Source organism: Pseudomonas mandelii (assembly GCF_024138395.1).
Lineage (GTDB): Bacteria > Pseudomonadota > Gammaproteobacteria > Pseudomonadales > Pseudomonadaceae > Aquipseudomonas > Aquipseudomonas mandelii_E.
On the sequence record NZ_JAMYDU010000004.1, the window covers coordinates 427,084 to 447,865 of the forward strand.

The 20,782-nt window shown below is 61.9% G+C and carries 7 protein-coding genes; 5 read left to right on the top strand and 2 right to left on the bottom strand.

Annotated elements, in window-relative coordinates; all coding sequences use genetic code 11:
• Positions 1 to 28 precede the first annotated feature (28 nt).
• Together NHU87_RS10390 and NHU87_RS10395 are read right to left on the bottom strand one after the other, a co-directional pair.
• The gene (locus NHU87_RS10390; RefSeq protein ID WP_253548036.1) at positions 29 to 1,450 is read right to left on the bottom strand and encodes a diaminobutyrate--2-oxoglutarate transaminase; all 1,422 of its coding nucleotides are present in this window, start codon (positions 1,448 to 1,450) and stop codon (positions 29 to 31) included.
• Positions 1,451 to 1,562: 112 nt separating this feature from the next.
• Positions 1,563 to 3,623, bottom strand: a complete 2,061-nt coding sequence (locus NHU87_RS10395) for a TonB-dependent receptor (protein WP_253548038.1) — start codon at positions 3,621 to 3,623, stop codon at positions 1,563 to 1,565.
• Between the two features lie 260 nt (positions 3,624 to 3,883).
• On the opposite strand from NHU87_RS10395, the gene NHU87_RS10400 reads away from it, so the two are divergent.
• The 5 genes from NHU87_RS10400 to NHU87_RS10420 all read left to right on the top strand — a co-directional run.
• Positions 3,884 to 4,861, top strand: coding sequence for a TauD/TfdA family dioxygenase (locus NHU87_RS10400; protein WP_253548040.1), 978 nt, complete (start codon positions 3,884 to 3,886; stop codon positions 4,859 to 4,861).
• A gap of 8 nt (positions 4,862 to 4,869) precedes the next feature.
• Entirely contained in the window at positions 4,870 to 8,295 is a 3,426-nt protein-coding gene (locus NHU87_RS10405) for a condensation domain-containing protein (RefSeq protein WP_253548042.1), read from the top strand.
• A 17-nt stretch (positions 8,296 to 8,312) separates the two neighbouring features.
• Positions 8,313 to 9,359, top strand: coding sequence for a TauD/TfdA family dioxygenase (locus tag NHU87_RS10410; protein ID WP_253548045.1), 1,047 nt, complete (start codon positions 8,313 to 8,315; stop codon positions 9,357 to 9,359).
• A 112-nt stretch (positions 9,360 to 9,471) separates the two neighbouring features.
• A complete protein-coding gene (locus tag NHU87_RS10415) occupies positions 9,472 to 12,534 on the top strand; it encodes a non-ribosomal peptide synthetase (protein WP_253548047.1) in 3,063 nt (1,020 codons plus the stop codon).
• Positions 12,535 to 12,592: 58 nt separating this feature from the next.
• Positions 12,593 to 20,782 (top strand): non-ribosomal peptide synthetase (locus tag NHU87_RS10420; protein WP_253548049.1); only part of this gene is annotated, 8,190 nt, incomplete at its 3' end.

Below are 20,782 nucleotides of genomic sequence, written 5' to 3' on the forward strand. Positions count from 1 at the left end.
TCGGCAAACCCTGTGCATCGGCAGATCGTTAACGCGTGGAGCGCTCATTGATCGAGCTCGCTGCTTGAAACAGGATTTGTGCGACGAAATCTATTTCCTGTTCGGTAATGATCAGCGGCGGCAAGAAGCGTACGGTCGCACCGTGGCGGCCGCCGAGCTCGACGATCAAACCGTGCTTCAGGCAAGCCTGCTGGAAGGCCTTGGCCCGGACCGCGTCTACCGGCGGGTGCCCCTGTACGTCGAGGGCGCCTTGCGGGTCGACGATTTCCATGCCGAGCATCAAACCACGACCGCGAACATCGCCAATCCAGGCGAATTCGCTTTGCAGCATCTGTAACTGCTTACGCAGATGCGCGCCAGCGGTTTCGGCGTGTGCCACCAAGCCTTGATCGCGGATGAAGCGCAAGGTCGCGGTGCCAGCGGCCATTGCCAGTTGATTGCCACGGAACGTGCCGGCGTGGGCACCCGGTTGCCAGACATCCAGCGAATCGTTGTAGACCATCACCGACAGCGGCAGACCGCCGCCGATGGCTTTGGACAGGGTGATGACATCCGGCGTGATGCCGGACTGCTCGAAACCGAACATCCGGCCGCTGCGGGCGATGCCGCATTGGATCTCGTCAACGATCAGCGGAATTCCGTGGGCCTTGGTCAATCGACGAAGCTCCTGAAGCCAGCGGTCCGGCGCGGCAATCACCCCGCCCTCACCCTGAATCGGTTCCAGGATCATTGCCGCCGGCGCGGTCACACCGCTTTCCGGGTCGTTGAGCAAATGTTCGAGGTAACGCACGTTCAAGGTCACACCCTGATCGCCGGCCACACCGAACGGGCAACGGTAATCATGGGGAAACGGCAGGCGCTGAACACCTGGCATAAGGGCACCGAGCGCATTTTTCGGTGACAGGTTACCGCTGATGGAAAGTGTCCCCAGCGTCATGCCGTGGTAAGCCCCTTCAAAGGCCAGTACCGAATGGCGTCCGGTGGCGGTGCGGGTCAGCTTCAGCGCTGCTTCGACTGCGTCGGCCCCGCTTGGGCCGCAAAACTGTATGCGTGCATTACGCGCGAATTCTGTAGGCAAACAGCCAAAGATTTCTTGTACGAAGGCGTCCTTGACCGGGGTCATTAGGTCCAGGGTATGCATTGGCACACCCGCGGCCATGACCTGGGTGATGGCTTCAATAATCACTGGATGGTTGTGGCCCAGCGCCAAGGTACCGGCGCCGGCCAGGCAATCAACGAACACTTGTCCGCGACTGTCCTGCACATAAATACCATGGGCTCGTTCGAGCACAAGCGGAATGCGCCGAGGGTAACTGCGGGCGTTGGATTCCTGCTGTTGCTGACGTTCCAGCATCGGCGTCGGATCAAGGCAGTAAGGGCTCGACAGACCGGTGTGCAACAGGCGTAGCTGTGGCGCGCCACCCGACGTGACATTCGAAAAAGCACTCATGATTTCCTCCAGGGAGGCTGGGTTTGGAAGGGAACGGGGCTGCCTGAATACGAACGTCTCAGGCAGCGACAACCTTGAACGCGGGGAGCCTGCCTCCCCGCGACCATGGGGGTTACATGTCGTAACGCAGAACCAGACCCACTGTGCGCGGGGCACCGACATCGATGATGTCGCCGCTGCGGTTGTTGGTGATGTATTCCTTGTCGAAGGCATTTTTCACGTAACCGGATACGGCGATGTTCTTGGTGATCTTGTACTCGGCGTTGAAGTTGGCCAGCCAGTAAGCGTCGCTCTTGCGCTCATCAGTGACTTGACCCGCGTCATCGAACTCGTACTCCGACGGCGCGGTGCTCTGGTAAATGACGTCGGTGTTCAGGGTCAACCGGTCATTCCAGCGATAGGTACCGCCCAGCGACATCTTGTACTTGGGCGAATAGAGAAAGCTCTCGCCACTCATGTCCCTGCCATCGCCCGTGACGAAGTCCTTGTACTTGCCATCGGTAACGGAGGCACCGGCCGTCAGGGTCAGCTGTTCGGTGAAGTCCTTCTCGACGGAGACTTCAAGGCCCTTGATGTCACTGCGCCCGGCGTTGAACACGTGAACGAACTCGGTGTTCGGATCCAGCACACTGACCTGCTGGTCTTTCCAGTCGGTGTAGTACAGGTTGGCGCGGGTACGCAGGGTCTGGTCGAAGAACGAGCCGCGGTAGGACAGCTCGTAGTTGGTGGTGTATTCCGGATCGTAAGCTTCGTGACCGGTACCGGTACGCACGTTGACGCCACCGCCGCGATAGCCTTTCTGCACCATAAAGCCTACGTACTGATTAGCAGCCAGTTCATAGTCGATACCCAGCTTCGGCAATACGGCATCGAACGACTTGCTGGTTTTGCCCGAGGTGGAGAAGTCGTCCTGTTCGATATCGGTGTCGTTCTTCTCGTGGTCGTAGCGCAGCCCGGTGATCAGTGTCCAGCGCGGGGCGAACGTCCAGTTGATTTCACCGAACACCGCCTTGTTTTCTATCGTCGTATCGCCCTTGACGGTGCCGACCAGTTCGTTGTCAAACAACAGCCGGTCGTGGAAGTTGTTGGTGTTGTGGCCGTAGTAGACACCCGCGAAGCTCTTCACCGTGTCACCGGTGTAGTTCAGGCGCAGCTCCTGACTGAACAGATCACCATCCTGCTTGCGCAGAACGACCTCGTTGGCATCGGCTGTCTGGTCGAAGTCCAGACGGGAGTCATAGTCCGAACGGGTATTGGCGGTGAGGCTGGTAATGGACCAGTTGTCGTCCAGGCGGTAATCCACCTTGGCGCTGACGGTGTCTTGTTCGAGTTTGTCGTAAGCCTTGGTGTCGGACGACACGTCGTAATAGCGGACCTTGCCGTTTTCGCGCATGACCGAGTTGTCGCCCTTGCGGCTTTCACCATGGGCGTAAGTCAGCAGCACATCCAGATCGTCGTTCGGCAGGATCAGCAGTTTGCCACGGGCGTTGTAGGTGCGGGTCGGGTTGGCGTCATTATCGAGTGCGATGTTGTCTATGTAACCGTCGCCGTCCTGGTAATCCACCGCAATACGACCGGCGATCTTGTCATCGACGATCGCGCCACCCCCGGCAAGCGCCCCTCCGCTCTCACCGTAGTTGCCCATGTTGCCCTGTAATGAAAGGCTCGGTTCGAAAGTCGGGTTCTTGGTCTGGATGACGACCGCACCGGCCAGCGAGTTGCGGCCCTGGGTAGTGGACTGCGGACCGAGGAACACTTCGACCTGCTCGACGTCCCACAGCGGCATCGGGCTGAGGGTCAGTGCGCGGTTCGGCTGCACGGCGCCATCGACGAACACCGAAACCGCACCGTTGAGCGTGGCCGGGCCCTGGTCTTCGAAACCGGATACCGGCACGCCTCGAATACCCCAGTTCTCGTTGCCGGACTGGTTGTAGACACCCGGCGTACGGGCGAACACATCAACCAGGTCGTGGTCCTCTTTCTCGCGCAGTTGCTTGCCGGTCACCACAACGACACTCGACTGGGTTTTCTCCAGGGAGCGGTTGATTTTTTCACCCGTCACCGTGATCGGGGCGATCTCCATTGTGTTCGACTGCTCGGCCGCCCATGCACTGTTAGCCAGGCAGACCGCCGAACCCACAGCCAACGCAATTGTGTTCTTTTTGAAATTCACGCCCCGCTCCCATCCGACAGATATTTTTTGTTTTTTCCGGCCGGTCAAATGCTCATTCGGGCCAGCGGGGCGGAGTCTAATCCAAAAAAAAACTTAAAGGAATAATATTGATAATCTATCTCATTAACATCTAATATGCCGCCGTGTATTAGAGCGAATACATTTCAGTCGAACTCTGCAACGGCGGCCTCTGCCCTGTTTCCAAGGTCTGCCCAAGCCGCCCGACTGGCCGAATAAAGATAAAAAAGGATGTGCAAAGGATGACCTCAATCGAACACCCGAGCAGGCGTTCCGAGCCTTTCCCCATTGCTCCAGCGGATGTCAACGAGCAGTCGTTACCCATGTTGGTGCAGGCGACGCCGGGACAGTCGATTCATGATCTCGACCCGTCAGTTCGCGACACGTTGCCCCACGCGCTGACCACCACGGGTGGCGTGCTGTTTCGAGGATTCACTGTCGCCACACCTATCGACTTCAAGCGCTTCGCCGCCAGTTTCGGCGCACCGCTGGCAAGTTACGAATTTGGTTCTACGCCTCGCAGCAAGGTCTTCGCCGGTGTCTATAGCTCTACCGAGTACCCGGCCCATCAATTCATTCCCTTGCACAACGAGCAGGCCTACACCCGGCCGTGGCCGTCGCGAATCTGGTTCCACTGCATCAAGGCCAGCGAAACCGGTGGCGAAACCCCGATCGCTGACAGCCGTCTGATCTACCAGCGCATGCCCGCCGAGATCCGCGAACTGTTCGCCAGTCGCGAGTTGCTCTATGTACGTAACTACAGCGGCGCGCTGGATCTGCCGTGGCAGAAAGTGTTCAACACCCAAGACCGTGCCCAGGTCGAACGCTATTGCCGGGACAACGACATCGAGTGGGAATGGAAAGCCGACGGCGACCTGCGTACACGTCAGCGTTGCGCGGCCGTGCTGCAGCATCCCGATACGGGTGAGTGGGTCTGGTTCAATCAGGCGCACCTGTTTCATGTCTCGGCCATCGAGCCGGGCGTGCGCGCCAGCCTGCTCGCCGCGGTGGGCGAAGAAAACCTGCCCCGCCATGTTTACTTCGGCGACGGCTCGGCGATTCCCGATGAGGTGCTCGACACCGTGCGCGAGGTCTATCGCCAGACCGCCCTCAGTTTCCCCTGGCAGCCCGGCGACATCCTGATGCTCGACAATCGACTGGTCGCACACGGCCGCAATCCTTACACCGGTGACCGCAAAGTCATCGTTGCCATGGCGTGAATACCACCATGTTCTCATTCAATCACTGGATCGAAGTACTGGAGGCCAATGCCCGGCACTTCCCGCAGCGTGCGGCCCTGCACTTCTTGCCGGACGGCGTCGAAATCGGCGAAACCCTGACCTTTGCCCAATTGCACGAACAGAGCCAGTCGCTGGCGGTGGCACTGCAGGCGCGCTATGCGCCGGGTGATCGTGTGCTGTTGATGTTGCCCAGCAGCCTCGACTACGCCCGTGCGTTCTGTGCCTGTTTGTATGCCGGCCTGATCGCCGTGCCGTTGTTCCCGCCACCGTCACGCAAACCGCGCCACCTGGATCGCGTGCGCAACGTCGTGGTGGATGCACAGCCGGCCCTGATTCTGGCACCCGCGGATCATTGCCAGGGTTTGCTTGAACTGGTGGAAGGCAAGGTCGACGTGTCGACCGTTCAGGACCTCGGTCTGCCGCCGGCCAGTGAATGGATGCGTCCGGATGTCGACGGTGCAACCGTGGCTTTTCTGCAATACACCTCGGGTTCCACCGGCACACCGAAAGGCGTTGAAGTGCGTCAGCGCAACCTGATCGCCAACGTCGAACTGATGCGCCAAGCCTATGGTTTCGATGAGCATGGCGGCATGGTCAACTGGCTGCCGCTGTACCACGACATGGGTTTGATCGGTGGCATGCTGGCCCCGCTTTACAGCGGCATGCCCTGCTACCTGATGGCTTCACAGACTTTCGTCAACGCGCCGTCGACCTGGCTTCAGGCGTTGAGCCGCTACCGCGCTACCGCCAGTTTTGCCCCCAATTTCGCCTATGCCCTGTGCAACCGGGTGGTCAGCGACAACCTGATCGCCCAGCTCGACTTGAGTGCCTGGCAGCACGCAATCAACGGCGCCGAGCCGATCCACCCTGGCACCCTCGAAGCCTTCGCTCAGCGCTTTGCCGCTTGCAGTCTCAACCCTTTGGCAATCAGCCCCGGTTATGGCCAGGCCGAAGCCACGCTGTGCGTCAGCGCCACGCCAGCCGACGCACTGCCAGTGGTGTTGCGCCTGGACAAAGCCGTGCTGGAAACCGGTCGCGTTGCGTTGGCGGCCACCGATGCCGCCGCGGTGGAGTTCGTCGCCTGCGGGTATCCGCAAGCCTTGCACAGTATTGCCATCGCCGACCCGCACAGCCATGAGCGCTGCGCCGCCGATCGTATCGGTGAGGTCTGGCTCCGAGGTCCGAGCAACGCCGAAGCCTACTGGAAAAACCCCGAAGCCAGTCGCGAAGCCTTTGAAGCACGCATTGTCGGCGAGCCGGGCCATTACCTGCGTTCCGGCGACCTGGGCTTCATGCACGAAGGTCAGGTGGTGATCTGCGGGCGTCTCAAGGACTTGCTGATTCTCAACGGGCGCAACCTGTACCCCCACGATATCGAATTCGCCATTACCGATTCCGAGCCGGGCATTCGTACCGGGCGCATCGCCGCGTTTTCGGAAATGGACCCACTGTTGGGCCGCGAGAAACTGGTGATCGTCGCCGAGCCACAACGCAAGTTCGTCGACCCGGCGCATCACCCGGCGCTGTTTGCCTCGATGCAAAACGCCGTGCGCGAAGCCGCCGACTGCGGCATCGATCAGATTGTGCTGGTGGAAGCCGGTACTATCCCGATGACCACCAGCGGCAAGATCGCCCGTCAAGGCGCGCGAAAACAACTGGCCGCCGGCACGTTGAGCATCATCGCCCAGAGCGGTGGGCAGACCGCACCAAACAGCGAAACCATTGCCCGCAATCAACTGAAGCACCTCGTGGGCACGCCGCAGCGCGCGCAAACTGCTTGCCGCCAATGGCTTGAGCAAACCTTGCGCGAGGTCAATCCTTACCTTGCGGCAGACTTCGAACTGAGCTTGATCGGCCTGGGTCTGGACTCCATCAGCGTGGCCGATTTCGCCGCCCGCCTGCACAAGGATCTGGGCTGGAACCTCGATATTCAAAGCCTGTTCGGTGAACAAACCCTGGCCGAATGGGCGCTGGCCTTGCAGGTATACCTGAGCGAGTCGGCCCCGGCGCCCAGCGCCTCGACCACCTTTGCAAACGTCAGGCAAAGCCGCCAATCTTTCGCCCAAAGCCGTCTGTGGTTCTTGCGTCAATTGAACCCGGACGACACCCGGCATAACCTGGTGTTGCACCTGAGCCTGCAAGGTCCGATCAACGTCGAAACCCTGGCGCTACGGCTGAACACACTGGTCAACCGTCACAGCGTATTGCGTACGGTGTATCGCGACGGGGTCAATGGCCCGCAGCAACAGGTGTTGCCGGCCAGCGCCGTGCCACTGACCTGGCACGACCTGCGTAACCAGAGCGAGCCGCAGCAACAGCAAGCACTCCATGCTTGTCTGGCCAATGAACACGCCACGCCGGTTGCACTGGAAACCGGTCCGCTGCTGCGCGCGCAACTGCTCAGCCGCAACGACGAGCGACACGACCTGCTACTGACCCTGCACCACATCGCGTTCGACGGCCGCTCGGCGCAAGTGTTGCTGGCGGAACTGGCCGGTGTCACCCCTACCGACCAACCAGTGCAGTACCTGGATTTCGCTCACTGGGAAGCCGAACACTGGAGCGAACAACGTATTGCTGCCGAACAGGACTTCTGGCGTGAGCATCTGGCGCATGTGCCTCAAACCCTCGACTTGGGTGGCAGCGGCCAGACTCAAGGCGAGCACAGTCTGAAATTCACCGTGCCTCAAGCCACCTGCGAACACCTGGCAGCCACGGCCCGCGAGCAAGGCATGACGCTGTTCATGCTGTTACTGACGAGCTATCAACTGGTGCTCAAGCAATTGGGTGGCCAAGAGCAATTTCTGCTGGGTACCGATGTCAGCGGCCGGCCGTTGGCGGAACACAATGACGTCATCGGTTTCTTCGTCAACCAGTTGACCCTGCGCTGCGACCTGCGCGGCGAGCCGACCCTGGCCGGTTTTCTTGAGCGGGTCCGCGATGGCGCGCGGCAGGCTTACGCCCATCAGGGCCTGCCTTTCGACCTGGTGGTGTCGGCACTGGCACCGGAGCGCCGTCCCGGTCACTCGCCGCTGTTCCAGGTCAAGCTCAACTACCAACCATCGCGGGTAACACCGACCGATATCGCCGGTGCGCACATGACCGCGCTGGATGTGGCGCAGGCACCGGGCGATTTCCACCTGGTGCTCGATCTGGTGCATGGCGCCGAAGGCATCGATGCAACCCTCAAATACCGCGGCGACTGCTTCGATCAGGATCGCGCCTTGCGCCTGCAACTTCTGTGGACGCGCCTGTTGGGAGAAACCCGCAACCTGCTGGACGAGCCGCTGCCGGCACTGGCCGAACGCCTCGGCGCATGGGATCGAACGTTTCAGCGCGAACGTCAGCAGTCCCAAGCGCTGGCCGGGCGCAGTCAGCTGATGCAAACCAAACGTCGCTCCTTGACCCTTTAACCGAGTTGGATGCCTTTATGTCTATCGTGCCCCCATCGTCTCGCGCCCTCGGCGCTGTGCGCCGCAAAGCCATGAACGTCTCGGAACAGCAACTGGTCAGCGAGCGTTTGCTCAGCCCCGACCACGCCTTGCCGTTGGTGATCGAACCGGCGGTCAGCGGCGTCGATCTGGTTGCCTGGGCCACCCGGGAACGTGAAAGCCTGGAGAAGAAACTGCTGCAATACGGTGCCCTGCTGTTTCGTGGTTTCTCGGTATTATCCGTGGAGCAATTCGACCAAGTGATCGCCGCCCTCTCCCCCGGCGCGCTGGAATACATGTTCCGCGCCTCGCCACGCACCCGGGTCGGCGGCAACATCTACACCTCGACCGATTACCCGGCCGACCAGATGATTTTCCCACACAACGAACACTCCTATTCGCCACGCTTTCCGCTGCGTTTGTTCTTCTACTGCCATATCCCGTCCGAAACCGGTGGCGAAACGCCGATCGGCTCGACTCGTGCCGTGAAGGCGGGCATCAGCCCCGAGATCGAAGCACGTTTCCGTGAAAAAGGTGTGCTGTACGTTCGCAATTACGGCGACGGCTTCGGCCTGCCGTGGCAGACCGTGTTCCAGTCCGAAGACCGCAGCGAAGTGGAAGCCTACTGCGCCAGCGTTGGCATCGAAGTGGAATGGAAAGAAAACAACCGCTTGCGCACCCGCCAGCGTGGGCCGGCGTTGGTGCGCCACCCGCGTACCGGCGAAGAAGTCTGGTTCAACCACGCGACCTTCTTCCACATCAGCACCCTGCCCCCGGCGATCCGCGATTCGCTGCAAAGCAACTTCAACGACCTCGACCTGCCCACCAACACCTTTTATGGCGACGGCGAACCGATCGAACCACAAGTACTGGAGTCCCTGCGAGCAGCCTACCTCGACTCGCTGGTGCGGTTCAGTTGGCAACAGGGCGACGTGTTGTTCATCGACAACATGCTCGCGGTCCACGGTCGTGAACCCTTCACCGGCAAGCGCGCAATCATGACCGGCATGGCCGAAGCCCTGCTGCAGAGTGACGTTGCCGTCTGACTTTCAACGGGTACACCAGCTGCTCGCCCGAGGCTTGCCTGACATCTGTTCGGCGAGCGTCGGCGCCGCTGTCGTGGCCCAGTTTCAAGCCCCATTTTTAGTCGAGTTGAACATGAGCGGACTTCAAGGTTTTCGTATTTCGCCGCAACAGGCATCGGTGTACCCGCACATCAACGACGCGGTCGAACACTCGTTCAGTTGCCATTTGCAGTGGTCGTTATCCCGGCCGGTGGACGTCGACGCACTGAACAGCCGTCTACTGACATTGATGGCCGACAGTGAAATCCTGCGCACGCGCCTGACGCCGGTGCCGGGCCTGCGCCACCCGGTGCAAGTGATTCACGACAACTGCGCACTGGCCGTGACCGTTCAGGACTTGCGTCAGCACAGCTGCGCCGAACAGGAAATCGAGCTGACCCGCCTTGCCGCGCAGGCCCGCGACTGGACGAATCCGCTCGCCGTGACGCTGGTGCAACTGCCGAACGAACAATCGGTGCTGGACCTGGCCGCCGCCAGCAGCCACTTCGACCTTGCCAGCCTGAAACTGCTGGCGGGCATCTTGCTGCAAGACACCCAACCCGACCTGTCCGAAGCGCTGCAATACGCCGATTACGCCGAGTGGCGCTGGAGCCTGACGGAAGACGAGCCGGACCATCCGGGCGTGAACTTCTGGAAACCATTGAGCGAAACCGAACAGCCGACCCTGCAGCTGTCGCTTGAATCCACCATCGGCAGCGGATTTGCGCCGGCACACATGGAGATCGCAGTGCCCAGCGATCTCGCCCGCCATCCGGCCCTGACCTCAAACCTGATGCTGACAGCCTGGGCCGCAGTGCTCGGACGACTCGCCGGCCAGCAGCAGGTCCCGATCACATTGATCCACGAAAGCCGTGGTCCGGAACTGGAAAACGCTTTGGGTTTGTTCGAGCAGTGCCTGCCGGTGCGCATCGATCTGGATGCTCAGACGACCCTGCTGGAGCAAAGTCAGCACGTCGGCGCGATGATCGAACGCACGGCTGGCTGGCTGGACTATTACACCCAAAGCCTGACGGGAGGTTACGCCTTCGCCTGGCGCTCGGGTGATCTCCAGGAGCGTCATGCCAGCGCAGTAATGAGCCCGATAAAGGCTTGCCTGGATGTCCGTCAATTGCCTGACAACCTGCGCGTTCAAGTGGTTTACGACCGCCACACGTTAAGCAGTGAAGCGGCGGCTTGTCTCGCCGAACAGTGGCGGCAACTGCTGCTGGGCGCGCTGGCCGAGCCGCAGCAAGCCTGGGCTCATCTGCCACTGAACGGACCGCTTCAGGCACAGATGATCGGTGCGCAACCGCGCTTGCCGTCGATTGAACCGGTGACCCTGGTCGAGCTGATAGCCCGTCAGGTCCGACAGCAGCCAAACGCTATCGCGCTCAGCGACAAGGACGGCGACCTGAGCTATGCCCAGCTCGATGCCTGCGCGACTTGTCTGGCCCATCAACTGGCGGCGGCCGGGATCGGTCCGGGCGTGCCCGTCGGCATTCTGTTCGCCCGCAGCAACGCCGCCATCATCGCCATGCTTGCGGTATTGAAGGCCGGTGGCGCTTACGTGCCGGTTGATCCAACCTACCCGGCGGATCGCCGCGCCTACATGCTCGCCGACAGTGCCATCGCGCACATCGTGGTCAGCGCCGAGCTGGCCGACAGCGTGCCCGCCAGCCTGCAACGCTTCGTGCTGGATGACCTGACGGCCTCCAGCACCAACGACCTGCCGCCTCTGCCCATGCCCGGTGCAGACGACTTGGCGTATCTGATTTACACCTCCGGTTCCACCGGCGCACCGAAAGCCGTGGAAATCAGCCACGGTGCACTGAGTTTCTCCACGCAGGTGCGCATGGCCGCTTATGAAGCGCCTGTACGCGCCTACCTGCTGTTGTCTTCATTTGCCTTCGACAGCTCGGTCGCCGGGATATTCTGGACCCTGGCCCAGGGCGGGCGTCTGGTGCTGCCAGCGACCGGCGAAGAGCTTGAGATGGCCCGTCTGGCGCAGTTGATTGCCCAGCACCGGGTCAGCCACGGTCTATCGTTGCCCTCGCTGTATCAGGCGTTACTCGATCAGTTACAGCGTGCCGGGGCGGCCGACAGCCTTGAGTGCTGGATTGTCGCCGGTGAAGCCTGCCCGCCATCGTTGATCGCCCAGCACAGCAAGACCTTGCCGCACGCGCGACTGGTGAATGAATACGGTCCCACCGAAGCCACGGTCTGGGCCACTTATGAAGTGCTGGACCCGAACCGGACATTGACCATTGGCCGGCCGATTGCCGGCATGGACCTGCGCGTACTGAACGAACACGGCGTCACCAGCGGCATCGGCGAACCGGGCGAAATCGTCCTCGCCGGCCCAACCCTGGCGCGGGGTTATCGCAATAAGCCCGAAGAAACCGCCAAGGCCTTCGTCACCCTGGCCGATGGCACCCGCGCCTATCGCACCGGCGACCTGGCCTGCTGGCTTGCGGACGGACGCCTGGCGTTCCTCGGCCGCAAGGACCATCAGGTCAAGTTGCGCGGCTACCGCATCGAACTCGGGGAAATCGAACGTCAACTGTGCAGCCATAGCGACGTGCGCGAAGCCGCGGTGATCGTGCAAGAGCACGCCGCCGGCAAGCGTCTGCTGGCCTACATTCTGGCGGCGCATGGTTACGCGCCGGACTCGGAAGCGATCAAGCGCTTTCTCGGTGAACGCCTGCCGTCGTACATGGTGCCGGCCCGGGTGCTGACCCTGGCGACCTTCCCGCGTACGCCCAATGGCAAGCTCGACACTCGCCAGTTACCCGACCCGGATCAGTTCGACGAAGGCGCCCATGTGGAGCCGCGCAATGCGATGGAAACCACCCTGCAAACGATCGTCGCCAAGGTCTTGAAGCTGTCGACCGTGAGCGTCACCGAGAATTTCTTTGCCATCGGTGGCGACTCGATCCTGAGCCTGCAAGTAGTGGCCCAGGCCCACGAGCAAGGCATCGCGCTTTCCGCCAAGCATGTATTTGAGCGCCAGACCATCGCTGCCATGGCTGAAGTTGCACAGCCGCTGGCCGCCATTGCCGTTGAGCCGCAACCCGACAGCACCGAGTTCAGCGCCTCGGGTATGTCCGATGACGAAATGCAAGCGCTGATGGCCGAACTGAACGAGGCCGACCTGTGACCGGTTTCCCTCGCCGCCGCGCCATCGCCGTTGCCCCTTCTTTTGCAGGACGCTTTCAATGACCACCGAAAAAACCACCGCCAATCCGATTGAAGACATCTACCCGCTGTCGCCGTTGCAGCAAGGGATGCTGTTCCACTCCCTGCTGCACGAAGATTCCGGCGTGTACCTGATGCAGGATCGCTACCGCATCGGCGGTGCCATTGATGAAGTGGCGTTCCTTGAATCCTGGCGCCAGGTGGTGGCGCTGCACCCTTCCCTGCGCGCCAGTTTCCAGTGGAAAACCCAGAAGCAACCCGTGCAGGTGATCCATCGCGACGTCAAGGTTCCCCTGGACACCCTCGATCTGCGTGGGCTCGCACCGCATGAACAGGAAGCGCGGATCCGCACGTTGCTGGAAGAGGAGCAGAAAGTCGGTTTCAACCTGTCGAAGCCGCCGCTGATTCGCTTTCGCCTGGTGCGATTGGCCGATGAGTCCTACGAATTCATTCGCAGTTTCCACCACATCCTGATGGACGCCTGGTGCATTTCCCTGGTGACCGTAGACTTCCTCAAAGTCTACGAAGCGCTGTGCAATGACCGCACGCCGCAGCTCAAGAGCCCGCGCCCGTTCCGCGATTACATCCAGTGGCTGCAACGCCAGGACGCAGGCAAGGCCGAACAGTTCTGGCGCGGCCAGCTGCAAGGGCTGAATGCACCAACGCCACTGACCGTGGACAATGGCGTGGCCCGCGACCGCTACACCGACGCGGTGCTGGTGGACGATCAACTGATTCACCTGACCGAACCAGAAACCCAGGCGCTGGCGGCATTCTGCCGTAGCCGCCGGATCACGCCGAACACCTTCTTCCAAGGTGTCTGGTCGCTGCTGCTGTCACGTTACAGCGGTCAACGGGACGTGCTGTTCGGCGTCACCGTCGCCGGTCGTCCGGCAGAGCTGACCGGCGTCGCAGAAATGATCGGCCTGTTCATCAATACCTTGCCGCTGCGGGTGTCAGTGGACCCGGAAGCATCGTTGGGCAGTTGGCTGAGCGCGCTGCAAGGGCTGAACGTCGACATGCGCGACTTTGAGCACACGCCCCTGACCGACATTCAAGGCTGGAGCGATTTCCCCCGGGGCGAAACCCTGTTCGACAGTATTCTGGTGTTCGAAAACGCCCCGATCGACGAGCAGATTCTGGAAGGCGGATTCCAGTTCAGCCTCGAAGGCATGGACCACAGTGTGCACACCCACTATGGCTTGACCGTGGTGATCCTGCCCGGCGAGCAATTAGGCATTCGGGTGTCTTACGACCGCGAGCGTTTCGAGGCACCGACCGTGCAGCGCTTGCTCGGCCATATCGCCAGCCTGGTGCGCAGCATGCTTGCAGCACCGGAGGCGTTGCTGGGCAGTTTCGAACTGCTGGCTGCCGATGAGCGCCAGCAACTGCTGAGTGAGTGGGCGGTCAATCCCCACGACTTCCCACTGGAGCAAAGTTACGCCGAACTGTTTGCCGCGCAGGTCGCCGAACGCGGCGGGCAGATTGCAGCGATCTGCGACGGTGAGTCCCTGACCTATGCCGAACTGGATCAGAGGTCCACTCGCCTGGCCCACGCCTTGCGCGAATCCGGTGCCGGTGAAGATCAATTGGTCGCGTTGGTGGCCCCGCGTGGCTTGGCGCTGTTGACCATGATGATTGCCGTGTTCAAGGCTGGCGCCGCGATGCTGCCGCTTGAAGTCAATCATCCGCCGGAACGCCTGCGGGAAATCCTCAGCCTGTCCCGCGCGCCGTTACTGGTGGCCAGTGAAGGGTGCAGCGCGCTGCTCGATCAGTTGCTCAGCGGTCTCGATCAGGCGCCAAAGGCCCTGTTCGCTGAAGCCTGCTGGATCGATGGCAACGATACGCCGCTGCCATTGGCGGGCGGCCCGGACAGCCTGGCCTACGTGCTGTTCACCTCGGGTTCGACCGGTACGCCCAAAGGCGTGATGATCGAACAACGGGGCATGCTCAATAACATCTTCGGCAAAGTGCCGGCACTGGGCTTGAGCGCCGAGGACCGGATTCCACAGACCGCTTCGGTGGCGTTCGACATCTGCGTGTGGCAGTTCCTCGCCGCGCCAGTACTGGGCGCCACGGTGCACATCCTGCCGGACGACGTGGCGCATGACCCACAACGCCTGCTGCAAGTGATCGCCAGCGAACGCCTCAATGTGCTGGAAATCGTCCCGAGCCTGATGCGCACACTGCTTGTGCTGTGCCCATGCGATCTGCAACTGCCCGACCTGCGCTGGGTGCTGCCCACGGGTGAAGCGCTGCCGCCGACTGTGGCCCGGGACTGGTTTGCGCGTTTCCCCGACATCGCACTGATGAACGCCTACGGCCCGGCCGAATGTGCCGATGACGTGGCCTTCCAGCCGATCGTCGAAGCACCGGACGCTAACGTCAGCCATATGCCCATCGGCCAGCCGACCGCCAACAACCGCTTGTACGTGCTGGATGAAGCGTTGCGGCCGGTGCCAATTGGTGTGGCTGGGGAAATCTGTGTAGGGGGCGTCGGTGTCGGCCGCGGCTACCTGCACGATCCGCAGCGCACCGCTGATGCGTTCATCGACCATCCTCAGTTAGAAGGTCGCCTGTACCGCACCGGCGACCTCGGGCGCTGGCGTGCCGATGGCGTGATCGAATACCTCGGCCGCCGCGACCAGCAGGTGAAATTGCGTGGCCACCGGATCGAACTGACCGAAATCGAACACCGCCTGGCCCAGCACCCAAACGTGCGCGAAGCCGCCGTACTGCTGCGCGAAAACAGCGTTGGCGAAGCCTGGCTGGTGGCCTACTGGTCGGCCCATGACGATACTTTGGGCAACGACGGGCTAACCGAACACCTGCGCGCACAACTGCCGCCCTACATGGTGCCGGCCGCGTTCGTGTGCCTGGAGCGCTTGCCGCTGAACAACAACGGCAAGGTCGATCGCAAGGCCCTGGCCGCCCAGGAACTGAGCTGGCAGGCCGACACCGAGGAAAGCATCGCACCGCGTAACGAGCTGGAAGCCGCCGTGGCGAAAATCTGGGCCGAGGTGCTGGGTCGCGACACCGTTGGCGTGGAAGACAACTTCTTCACCCTCGGTGGCCACTCGCTGCTGGCCACTCAAATCGTTGCGCGCCTGCGCAGCCATTTCAAACTCGACCTGCCGCTGCGGGTGCTGTTCGAGCAACCGACGGTAGCGCTGCTGGCCGTCGCCATCGCCGCGCGCCAGGCTGACGCCGCCGCACCGCAAGCCACCGCGATCAGCGTGCCAAAGGCCCAGATCCGTCCAGCGCTGCTGCCGTTGTCGTTCTCGCAACAGCGCCTATGGTTCATCGAGCAACTGACGCCGGGCACGACGCTGTTCAACATCCCCTTCGCCCTGCACCTCAAAGGTGAACTCAGCGTCGCAGCGCTGCACGCCAGCCTGAATGACTTGCTGGTGCGTCATGAAATCCTCCGTACCGGCATCCGCAGCACCGATGGCGTGCCCAACCAGCACATCAGCGAATCGCTGAACATTGCATTGCCATTCGATGATTTGTCGGGCCTGGGCGCGACGGCTCGTGAAGGTGCGCAGTTCAATGCCCTGCAAGAAACCTTTGAGCAACCGTTCGACCTGACTTCACCGCCGTTGCTGCGGGCGCGTCTGCTACGTGTGGCGCCGGGTGAATACGTGCTGGGTATCGCCCTGCATCACCTGGTCTCTGACGCGTGGTCGGCCACTATCGCCCTGCGCGAGTTGGCGTTGGGTTACGAAGCCCGTTGCAACGGCGCCCCCGCCCAACTGCCTGCGTTGCCGGTGCAATACGCCGACTTCGCCCTGTGGCAGCGCGAACACCTGCAAGGTGCCGAGCTCAAGCGCCAGCTCGATTACTGGACCACCACGCTGGATCGTCGCGGCAACGAAGGCAGTCCGTTGCTGGCACTACCGACCGACCATCCACGGCCATCGATGCAAACTTACCGTGCCGGGATCGTACAGCGTGAACTCAGTGCCGACCTCAGTGGCCGGGTGCAAGCCTTCGCCAGTCGCCTGGGCACCACGCCGTTCACCGTGTTGTTCGCCGGCTTCGCGGTACTGATGCACCGTTTGAGTGGCGATGCCACGGTGCTGATCGGCACCCCGGTCACGCACCGCGAACAACCGGGCACCGAAGGCCTGCTCGGCATTTTGCTGAACAACCTGGCGATCCGTACCGACTTTGAACCGCAAGCGGATTTCACCGCGCTGGTAGGTCAGGTGGCCAAGCATCTGCGCGAAGGCTTGCAGCACCAAGACCTGCCATTCGAGCAATTGGTCGACAGCCTGCAACTGCCCCGCAGCCTCAGCCATGCGCCGCTGTATCAAGTGATGGTCGCGCAGCAATTGGCCATGGAATCGCGCTTGCGCTTCCCGGGATTGGAATTCGAAGCCCTCGACACACCGCTCAAGCATTCCGAGTGCGATCTGGATTTGCACGTGCTATGCCCGGCCAATGCGCCGATTCAACTGGAGTTGATGTTCGCCCTGGACCTGTTCGCCGCCGACAGCGCCCGCCAGACCCTCGCCCGCCTGGAGCACTTGCTCGAGCAAATGCTCGCCGAGCCGCAACGCCCTGTGGCTGCCCTGCCACTGCTGATGGCCACGGAATGGCAGCGCACGGTGGTCGAGTGGAACCGCACTGAAATGGAAGTGCCACGGCACCTGACCTTTGCCCAGTTGTTTGAACAGCAGGCCGAACGCACACCGGAGCGTGACGCGCTGTGTTTCGAAGGTCGCAGCCTGAGCTACGCCGAACTGAACCGCCGGGCCAACCAGGTGGCGCATTACCTGCGCAGTCGCGGTGTGGTCGCCAATCGTCCGGTGGCGCTGTGTGTCGAGCGGTCGCTGGAGTTGTTGATCGGTTTGCTGGGCATTCTCAAAGCGGGTGGCGCCTACGTGCCGCTGGACCCGACCTATCCGGTGGATCGTCTGGCGTACATGCTCGAAGACGCGCAACCGGCGTTGTTCCTCGGCCAGCAAGGCTTGATGGAACAGTTGGGCGCCGAACTGCCGCGTCTGCGGCTGGACAGCGACGCGGCCCTGTTCGCCGATCAGCCAGACAGCAACCTCACACCACTGGCCGGTCCCGATGACCTGGCCTACATCATGTACACCTCCGGCTCGACCGGTAAGCCCAAGGGCACGCTGGTTACCAACAGCTCGGTGGTCAACCTGGCCTGGGCGCGCATCCATGGTTTGTATCGTCGCTATACCGATCAGCCGATGCGCACCAGTTTCAACTACTCGTTTGCCTTCGACAGTTCGGTGGCCGAGCTCATCTTGCTGCTCGACGGCCATAGCCTGTACCTGACGCCGGAAGACGTGCGCTACGACCCTGAGGCCCTGGCGCAGTTTTTCCGTGAAACCCGTCTGGAAGCCTTCGAATGCACCCCGGCGCAGCTCAAGGCCCTGCTCGAAAGTGATGGCGTGCGCCGCGGCGAAGTGTATTTGCCGCGCTTCGTTCTGTTTGGTGGCGATGCGGTGGATGCGCAGCTTTGGCAGCGTCTGCCGTCGATTACCGGCAGCCGCTTCTTCAACACCTACGGTCCGACGGAATGCACAGTTGATGCGACCGGTTGCGCCGTCGATGACTTCCCGCAGCGTCCGATCATCGGGCGACCAATCGCCAACGTGCGCACGTACGTGCTCGATGCTTTCCTCAACCCGATGCCGGTGGGCGTACCGGGGGAACTGCACATCGGCGGTGCCGGCGTGACCCTGGGCTACCTCAATCGCGCCGAACAGACCGCGAAGGTGTTCATCGAGGACCCGTTCTCGCCGCTGGCGGGTGCACGGATGTACAAATCCGGCGACCTGGTGCGCTGGCTGCCCGATGGGCAGCTCGAATACCTGGGGCGCATGGACCATCAGGTGAAAATCCGTGGTTTCCGCGTCGAGCTGGGTGAAATCGAAGCCTTGATCGGCGCTCAACCGGGGGTGCGTCAGGCGGTGGTGTTGGCCCGTGAAGACGTGCCCGGCGACAAGCGCCTGGTGGCTTACGTCACCTGCGATCAGCAGGCCGACATCAACGCCTGGCGCAAAACCATCGGTGCCGCCCTGCCCGACTACATGGTGCCGTCGGCGTTTGTGCTGCTCGATGAGTTGCCGCTGACCGACAACGGCAAACTCAACCGCAAGGCCCTGCCTGCCCCGGACATTCAGGCTGAACCCGACGCCCAGGACCCGCCACGCACCGTCGCCGAACAGCAACTCGCCACTCTGTGGTCCGAGCTGTTGAACGTGCCGCTGACGCAGATCGGTCGCGACAGCCACTTCTTCTACCTTGGCGGTCATTCGCTGTTGGCGGCGGTGCTGTTTGCCCGTTTGCGCCAACAGTTCACCACGGTTCCGCCGCTGCGGGCAGTGTTCGAACACCCGAACCTTGACGCTTTGGCTGCCCTGTTGGGTGAGCCACTGCAAGCTCCGGCGGCGACCTTTGTCCCGGCGGTACGCCCGACGCGCCTGCCGTTGTCGTTCGAACAACAACGCTTGTGGTTCCTCGAACAATTGAGTGCTGGCGGTGGCGAATACAACGTGGTCAGCGCCGTGCAGTTCGACGGCGAGCTGAACACCCAGGCCTTGCAATCCGCCTTGAACAGCGTGGTTCAACGCCACGAAATCCTGCGCAGCCGCATCGTGCGTGAGACCGATGGCGAGTTGGCGCTGATCATCGAACCGCAGGTCAACTTCACCTTGCGCGTGGCGGCACTGGACGCGGCCACCGACGACAGCTGGCAACAGCTGACGGACGTGGCCATCCACACCGAAACCGGACACCGTTTCGACCTTGCCACTCAAGTGCCGATCCGCGCCACGCTGATACAACGCAGCGGCCGCACCCAGGCGTTGCTGTTACTGACCGTGCATCACTGCGCCACCGACGATGCCTCCAGCCAGAACCTGCTGGATGAATTGGCGCAGTTCTACGCCGCGCAATGCCAAGGCGCCGTTGCCACACTGCCGAACCTGGCGTTGCAATACCCGGATTACGCGCTGTGGCAGCGTGAATCAGGGCAGCAGGCGTTGTTCCGCAGTCAACTCGAGTACTGGCGCACGCAACTGGAAGACGGCAATTACCTGTTGGACCTGCCCACCGAACAAGGCCGGCCAAACCAGCTCGACCCGGTTGCCGGCGCGGTACAACTGCAACTGCCGTCAGAACTGGTGGGACGCTTGCGGCAGTTCGCCCAGCAACGCGGCGCCACCCTGTACATGTTGATGCTCAGTGCGGCGCAGTTGTTGTTGGGACGTTACGCCAACCAACGCGACGTGCGGATCGGCAGCCCGGTCGCCCAGCGTCCGCTGGCCGAACTGCAGCCGCTGATCGGTTGCTTCGTTAACACTCTGGTGATGCGTGCCGACCTCGACCCAGCGCTGAATTTCGAAGGGTTGTTGAGCCAGGTGCGCAATAACGTGCTGGACGCCCAGCAGCATCAGGACGTGCCGTTCGATCAGATCGTTAAGCACTTGGCGCCGGAACGCAGCCTCGCTCAGACACCGTTGTTCCAAGTGTTGTTCGTCATGCAGAACGCCGACACTTCAGCCAGTCACTGGCCACAATTGCAGGTTCGCGAACGAGCGGTAACCGCTCAGGCGACCAAGTTCGATCTGAACTGGGAAGTGCATGACGGCGAGGTGCTGTCGGTGTTGCTCGAATACCGTGCCGCGCTGTTCAGCGAAACCACGGCCCGACGCTGGTTGGCGCAATGGCAGCAATTGCTCGAAACAATGCTCGATGCGCCCCAGGCCCGCCTTGGCGACTGGTCACCATTGACAGTGCCGGAGCGTCAACGCCAATTGGTCGAGTGGAACGCGACCGAACGTCATTACAGCGGTCCGACCAATCTGCACACGGCCCTGACCCAGCAAGCGGCGCTGAGCCCCAACGCCCCGGCGCTGGTGTTCGAAGGCCAACGCCTGAGTTATGCCGAGCTCGATCAACGCGCGCAAACCGTGGCCAACGCCTTGCACGCGGCCGGTATTGGCAGCGGCGCCATCGTGCCGGTGTGCATGGAGCGCTCCGTGGAAATGGTCGTGGCCTTGCTCGGTATCGTGCACGCCGGTGCCGCGTGGCTACCGCTGGATCCGGAATTGCCGGCGGCGCGGTTGGCGTTCCTGATCGCGGACGCTGAGGCCCAGATCACCTTGACCCAAGCGCAGTGGCTGGCGCGTTTGCCGGTCGGGCACAATTCCTGGACGCTGGATGCGTTGCCACCC